7 protein-coding genes are annotated in these 6,000 nt (G+C 69.0%); 1 reads left to right on the plus strand and 6 read right to left on the minus strand.

Annotation, left to right across the window (positions count from 1 at the left end; all coding sequences use genetic code 11):
* Positions 1-134: 134 nt before the first annotated feature.
* From recN to AWC08_RS17405, 6 genes are read right to left on the minus strand one after another with little or no spacing between them, the layout of a single operon-like run.
* Positions 135-1,883 (minus strand): DNA repair protein RecN, encoded by a 1,749-nt coding sequence (recN, locus tag AWC08_RS17385; protein WP_065136623.1) that lies wholly within the window; start codon positions 1,881-1,883, stop codon positions 135-137.
* 3 nt (positions 1,884-1,886) lie between these two features.
* Entirely contained in the window at positions 1,887-2,813 is a 927-nt protein-coding gene (locus AWC08_RS17390) for an NAD kinase (RefSeq protein WP_065136622.1), read from the minus strand.
* A complete protein-coding gene (locus AWC08_RS17395; RefSeq protein ID WP_083271443.1) occupies positions 2,810-3,676 on the minus strand; it encodes a TlyA family RNA methyltransferase in 867 nt (288 codons plus the stop codon). The genes AWC08_RS17390 and AWC08_RS17395 overlap by 4 nt, the downstream gene beginning before the upstream one ends.
* An 8-nt stretch (positions 3,677-3,684) precedes the next feature.
* Entirely contained in the window at positions 3,685-3,861 is a 177-nt protein-coding gene (locus AWC08_RS35405) for a hypothetical protein (protein ID WP_142283641.1), read from the minus strand.
* A 23-nt stretch (positions 3,862-3,884) separates the two neighbouring features.
* Positions 3,885-4,886 carry an HAD-IIA family hydrolase gene (locus AWC08_RS17400; RefSeq protein ID WP_065136621.1) on the minus strand — a complete coding sequence of 334 codons (1,002 nt, stop codon included), beginning with the start codon at positions 4,884-4,886 and terminating at the stop codon, positions 3,885-3,887.
* A gap of 1 nt (position 4,887) precedes the next feature.
* Positions 4,888-5,670 (minus strand): tetratricopeptide repeat protein, encoded by a 783-nt coding sequence (locus AWC08_RS17405; RefSeq protein ID WP_083271442.1) that lies wholly within the window; start codon positions 5,668-5,670, stop codon positions 4,888-4,890.
* Positions 5,671-5,803: 133 nt separating this feature from the next.
* On the opposite strand from AWC08_RS17405, the gene AWC08_RS17410 reads away from it, so the two are divergent.
* The coding region (locus tag AWC08_RS17410) for a PE family protein (protein WP_085088014.1) at positions 5,804-6,000 on the plus strand (197 nt) is incomplete at its 3' end.

A 6,000-nucleotide genomic window follows, 5' to 3' on the forward strand; every position in this document is an offset into this window, starting at 1 on the left:
GCGTCACATCTGTCACAGTTGTGTCGCGGAGGGGTCTCGCTCGTTTGGTCCGCCGCGAAGGTGCGCCCCGGTACGGCGACACGCCGCGGCGGCTGGCATTGAGCGCACGCTCGCGGCCAGACCGGCCTTGGACCTCAGGCCGAAGCGCGGTCGCTCTGCGCGGTCTCCAGCAGCTCTCGGGCGTGCGCGCGACCACTGTCGGACTCCCCGAGCCCGGCCAGCATCCGGGCCAGCTCGGCCACCCTGTCCTCAGTGGTCAGGCGGCGCACTCCGCTGGTGCCCTTAGGGCCCTGGCTGTGTACCACCAGATGCACGTCCGCATAAGCCGCGACCTGCGGCAGATGCGTGACGACGATGACCTGGTGGGTGCGAGCCAGCCGCGCCAGCCGCCGGCCGATCTGCACCGCCGCATAGCCGCCCACCCCGGCGTCGACCTCGTCGAACACCATCGTGGTGCCGGTGGCGGAAGCCGAGAGCACCACTTCCAGCGCCAGCATGACCCGTGACAGCTCGCCGCCCGAAGCGCTCTTGGCCAGCGGCAGTACCGACATGCCCCGGTGAGCGGCGAAGCCGAACTCCACCACATCGATCCCGTCGGCGCCGATTCGCACCGGTTCGCCGTCCGGCAGCATCAAGGCGGACGGGTCGCGCGGATCTGCCACATCGGTGCTGACGCCGATGGTGAAGTCGGCGTTGTTCATGGCCAGGCCGGCGAGCTCGGCGGTCACCTCTTTGGCCAGCTTCTTGGCCGCTTTCCGCCTGATCTTGCTGAGATCGATTGCGGCTTCGCCTAATTGGCCACCGAGCTCATCGACCCGGCGTTCCAGCGCGGCAAGCCCCTCCTCGGACACGTCGAGTTGCGCCAACCGGTCACGCGAGTCCTGTGCCCACCGCAGCACCCCGTCGACGTCGGGGGCGTACTTGCGGGTCAGCGTGCGCAGCTGGGCCTGGCGGGCCAATTTGGCGTCCAGCGCGCTGGCGTCGGTCGGCAGCGCGTCGAGGTAGTCGCCCAATTCGCCGACGGCGTCGACCACCACCGTCAACGCGCCGCCGATCTGGTCGGCCAGGGCTCGCAGCCGGGCATCACCGGTCGATTCCAGCGCGCTGCGAGCACGTCCCAAACCGTCGGCGGCGCCGAAGCCCTCGTCGGATGAACTGGACAGCACCTCGCGCGCCGATGCTGCGGCTTCGCGCAGGGTATCGAGTTCGGAGAGCCGCACGATGTCCGCGACCAGCGCTTCGTCTTCTCCCGGCTGAGGGTCGACGGTCTCGATCTCGTTGAGCGCGAACTTGAGCCGGTCGGCTTCCTGAGCGAGCTCACGGGTCCGGTCTCGCCGGTCGATGAGGTCGCGCCGCGCCGACAACCACGCTTCGCGCAATTTGCGGTAGCGCTCCAGTGCGGGGCCGGTTCCCGCGAACCGGTCCAACGCACCGCGCTGTTCGTCGGGCCGCATCAGCCGCAACTGGTCATTTTGGCCGTGCAGCGCCAACAGCTCAGTAGTGAAGCCGCTCAACGACTTTGCCGGCACGCTCCGGCCACCGAGGTAGGCACGCGACGGCCCGTCACGGTTGACGGTCCGCAACGCGATCACGCTGCCGTCCTCGTCACGCTCGGCCCCGGACGCGTCCAGGATCTCGTCGAGCCGGGTGGTCACCGCGTCGTCGACATCGCTTGTGGTGAAACGACCTTCGACCACGGCACGCTCGGCACCCGACCGTACCCGGGTCGCGTCCGCGCGCGCCCCGCCCAACAGGTGCAGGCCGGTGACCACCATGGTCTTGCCGGTGCCGGTCTCCCCGGTCAGCACAGTCAGCCCGCGATCGAACTCGGCGGTCGCAACGCTGATGGCGCCCAGCGCTTCGATGCGAATCTCGGTCAGCACCAGCTACTGCCGCCCTCGCCAACCCGACACGGGCAGCCGGAACTTCGTCACCAGGCGGTCGGTGAATGGCGCGCTGTCCAGGCGCGCCCACTTCACCGGGGTGTTGCACCGCGTCACCTCGAGCCGGCTGCCTGCCGGTACCACCATCTGCCTGCGACCGTCGCAGAACACCAGCGCGTCGTGACCCTCTGCCTCGATCTCGATGGCAATAGCGGCATCAGGACTGGTGACCATCGGCCGGCCGAACAACGCGTGAGCGTTATTGGGCACCACCAAAATTGCTTCCAGGTCGGGCCACAACACGGGCCCGCCCGCGGAGAACGCGTACGCGGTGGACCCGGTAGGGGTGGACACCAGCACCCCGTCGCAGCCGAAAGTCGAGACCGGCCGGCCGTCGATCTCCACGACCACACCGAGGACACCGAGCCTGGGGCCCTTCTCCAGGCTCGCTTCATTGAGCGCCCAACCCTGGTCGATGATGTCGCCCCCTTGGCGCACGACGACATCCAGGGTCAGCCGCTCCTCCACCCGATAGTCTTGCGCGACAATGTGTTCGAGTACCGAATCGATGGCCTCAGCCTCGGCTTCGGCCAAGAACCCGATCCGGCCCAGATTGACGCCCAACACCGGAATGTCGACGTTGCGGGCAAGTTCGGCCGCCCGCAGGAAAGTTCCGTCTCCGCCCAGCACCAGCACCAGCTCGCAACCCTCGGCGGCCATCGGGTCGGCGTCGACGACCTCGATATCGACGCCCAATACCCGCATGTCGTTGGGGCTCAACCGCAATGAACCTTTGTCAACCGCCTCGGCCGAGAGTGCCCGCAGACCAATCCCTTTGTCTTCCAACACCTTCTCGACGCGCCGAGCCGTCTCAGCGGCTTCGTCGCGGCCGGAGTGCACGACCAGCAGGACGGTGCGTTCGGTGCTCACTGTGGGCCTCCCCCCGATTGCCCGACTCCACCTCGGGGCGGACCGCCCCGCATCGTCGTCGGGCTCTCCCTTACCGCGCGCTGAGCCGCTGCCACCAGCTCATCCCCCGCCAGCGCGCGATCAGTCCTGGCCCGCAGCCACAGAAAGTATTCGACGTTGCCCGATGGCCCGGGCAGCGGGCTGGCTGTGACGTCCAGGGTGTGCCAACCCAACTCGGCGGCGCGGCGCGAGACCGCGAGCACCGAATCGACGCGCATCTGGGGGTCCTGCACCACCCCGCCGGGCCCGACCTGACCCTTTCCCACCTCAAACTGCGGCTTCACCATGGGAACGATATCGGCGTCGGGCGAAGCGCAACCAACCAGCGCGGGCAACACGGTGGCCAACGAGATGAATGACAAGTCGACCACCACCAGACTGACCGGCCCGCCGATCGCCTCGGGCGACAGGTCGCGGACGTTGGTGCGCTCCACCACAACCACCCGCGGATCGCTGCGCAGCGACCACGCCAGCTGGCCGTAGCCTACGTCGGCGGCAACCACCTGTGCGGCGCCGCGGTCCAGCAGCACCTCGGTGAATCCGCCCGTTGAGGCGCCCGCATCCAGGCAGCGCCTGCCCTCGACCGTGATGCCGAAGGCGTCCAGCGCACCGATTAGCTTGTGCGCCCCCCGCGACACCCAGGAGCGTTCACCCTCATCGGCCACCGTGAGCGCCGCAGTGACCGCCACGGAGGTGGCCGGCTTGACCGCCGGTAGCCCGTCGATACGCACCTTGCCGGCGCCGATCAACTCCGCGGCCTGTTGCCGGGAACGCGCCAAACCCCGCCGCACCAACTCGGCGTCGACGCGGGCACGCCGGGGCATGCGCGCACTCAGCCCTTCTCCGCCGACTCCAGCGCCTGCAGCAGCACGTCGTGCGCCTCCGAAAGGCGGCGGGCGATGTCTTCCAGCTCCTCCAGGGACGGCCCGGAGCCGGCGTCAGCGGTGTCAGGCAGCTGGGCCATCAGGGACTCGATTTCGGCGCGAATCTGCTCAGGATCGATAGTCATTGCGCTCCTACGGTAGTCATCGTCTACTCGTCACGCATCAGGGACCAGCGGTCCAGCGCGTCGCGGGCCTGGTTGTCACCGGCTTCGATCCGAACCGCGGCCGAGGCGTCCCAGACGGCGCTGGCCACTGCTCGGACGATCGCGAGGTCGTCATCCTGACGGTGGTCGGTTGCCGTCACCGTCGCCACCTCGTCGCTGAACTCGACCCGCCACCCAGGCTGCGGTCCCACCCGGAGTGACTCGCTGTCCTGATGCAGCGACCTCAAGTCGTGGCCGATAAAGGTGGGCCGCTGAGCCGGCTGGGCGAAAACGGCGTCGCGCGCCGAGTTCACCCCGGTGAGCACCATCAGGCTGGGCAGTTCGGCGGCGTTGGCGCCTTCGATGTCAGTGTCGAGGCGGTCCCCCACGACCAGGGGCGCCGCGAACTTGCCGCGCCCTACCGCATCTTTCATCAACTGCGGCCCCGGCTTACCGGCCACCTGCGGCTGGCCACCGGTGGCCGCACGCAACGCGGCCACCAGAGATCCGTTGCCGGGCAACAGGCCTCGTTCGGTGGGCAGCGTGAGGTCGACATTGGCAGCCACCCACAGCGCACCCGCCCGGATGGCCAGCGCGGCTTCGGCCAGCTCGGGCCACGCGATGGTCATGGAAAGGCCCTGAACGACGGCGTCCGGCCCGTCTTCGAAACGACGGACCGGACGCAGACCCGCGGCCGAGATCTCGTCGGCCAGCGCGTCGGTGCCCACGATGAGCACCTTCGAACCCGGCGGCAATTGTGCGGCCAGCAGGTGGGCCGCGCTTTGTGCGCTGGTGACCACGTCGTCACTGCCGGCGGTGAAGCCCAACTCGCGCAGGTGTGCGGCGACTTCGTCGGCGCTGCGCGATGCGTTGTTGGTGACGAACAGCTTTCGGCTGTCTATCGCGTCCAGCGAGTCCACGGCGCCCTCGGTAGCCCGATGGCCACGAAAGACCGTTCCGTCCAAGTCGAGCAGCAGGCAATCATATTGCGCCGCAATGCTGTTCATCTCAGCCAAGTTCGCTGACCCGGTCTTCGGCGTCAGTGACGCCCTCAACGTCGGCGGCCGCCGAACGCAGGAACCACTGCAGCGCTTCGTCACGCCGTCCGAGCGCCAGCAGCGTTTCGGCATAGGCGTAGAACAACCGCGAGGCCGTGGATCCGGTGCGCCCGGGGTCGAGCTGCGGGGTGGACAACACCGTCAGCGCTTGTTCGAGTTGACCGAGGTCCGCGCGTGCACCGGCGGTGACGATGCGCAACTCGTCGGCGTCGTCACCACTGAGCTCGGCCGCCTCGGGTCCGCGCGCCAGATCGATCGCCCGCTGTGGGCGGCCAAGGCCGCGTTCGCAATCGGCGATCAGTGCCAGCAACGGCGACTTGCTACCCATCCGCCGGGCGGCACGAAACTCGGCCAAAGCCTGGCCCCAGTCGCCGCAGTGGTATGCGGCGATGCCGACCGCCTCGCGAACCGCGGCGATCCGGCTGGCCCGGGCGCGGGCTGCGCGGGCGTGGCTGAGCGCGGCTTCGGGGTCTTCGTCGAGCAGCCCACCGGCGGCGACCAGATGCCTTGCCACCGCATCGGCGGTGGCCCGGTCCAGCGTGCTCAGTTCCCGCCGCACGTCGGGCGCCAGCTGCCGGGCCTCGATGTCGGCCGGAATCGGCGGCCCCGCATGGGCAGCCTCGGCGCGGGGTTGATTCGGTCGCGCCCGGCCCGGGCCGGAACGCCGCGGCGCGCCCTCGGAGCCAGACCGCGGTCGCCGCTCGCTGCTCCGACCGCGCCTGTCATCGACCACCCGCTAGAGGTTACGGGTACCGCCGCCGCGCTCATAATTCGCGGTCCCGCTGACGGCACCTCATGCAGAGCCGCTACCAGCGCATTTCACGACTGTTCATACTTTGGCCAACGCCCGCTGAACAGCATGAGCCATGCCTTTCGTGAGCGTATCCCCCGATGTCGTGACCACGGCGGCCTCCAGCCTGTCCGAGCTCGGGTCGTCGATCAGTGCGGCCAATGTCGCGGCCGCCCTCCCCACCACCGTTGTTGCGGCGGCGGGGACCGATGAGATCTCGGTGGCGGTTGCGGCGTTGTTCGGTGGTTATGCCCGGGAGTATCAGGTGATCGG

The sequence above is a fragment of the Mycobacterium gordonae genome, from assembly GCF_002101675.1.
Lineage (GTDB): Bacteria > Actinomycetota > Actinomycetes > Mycobacteriales > Mycobacteriaceae > Mycobacterium > Mycobacterium gordonae.

Coding starts and splice junctions, on each gene's coding strand:
- AWC08_RS17395 (WP_083271443.1), bottom strand. CDS start 3,676: ATGCCCCGGCGTGCCCGCGTCGACGCCGAGTTGGTGCGGCGGGGTTTG.
- AWC08_RS35405 (WP_142283641.1), bottom strand. CDS start 3,861: ATGACTATCGATCCTGAGCAGATTCGCGCCGAAATCGAGTCCCTGATG.
- AWC08_RS17400 (WP_065136621.1), bottom strand. CDS start 4,886: ATGAACAGCATTGCGGCGCAATATGATTGCCTGCTGCTCGACTTGGAC.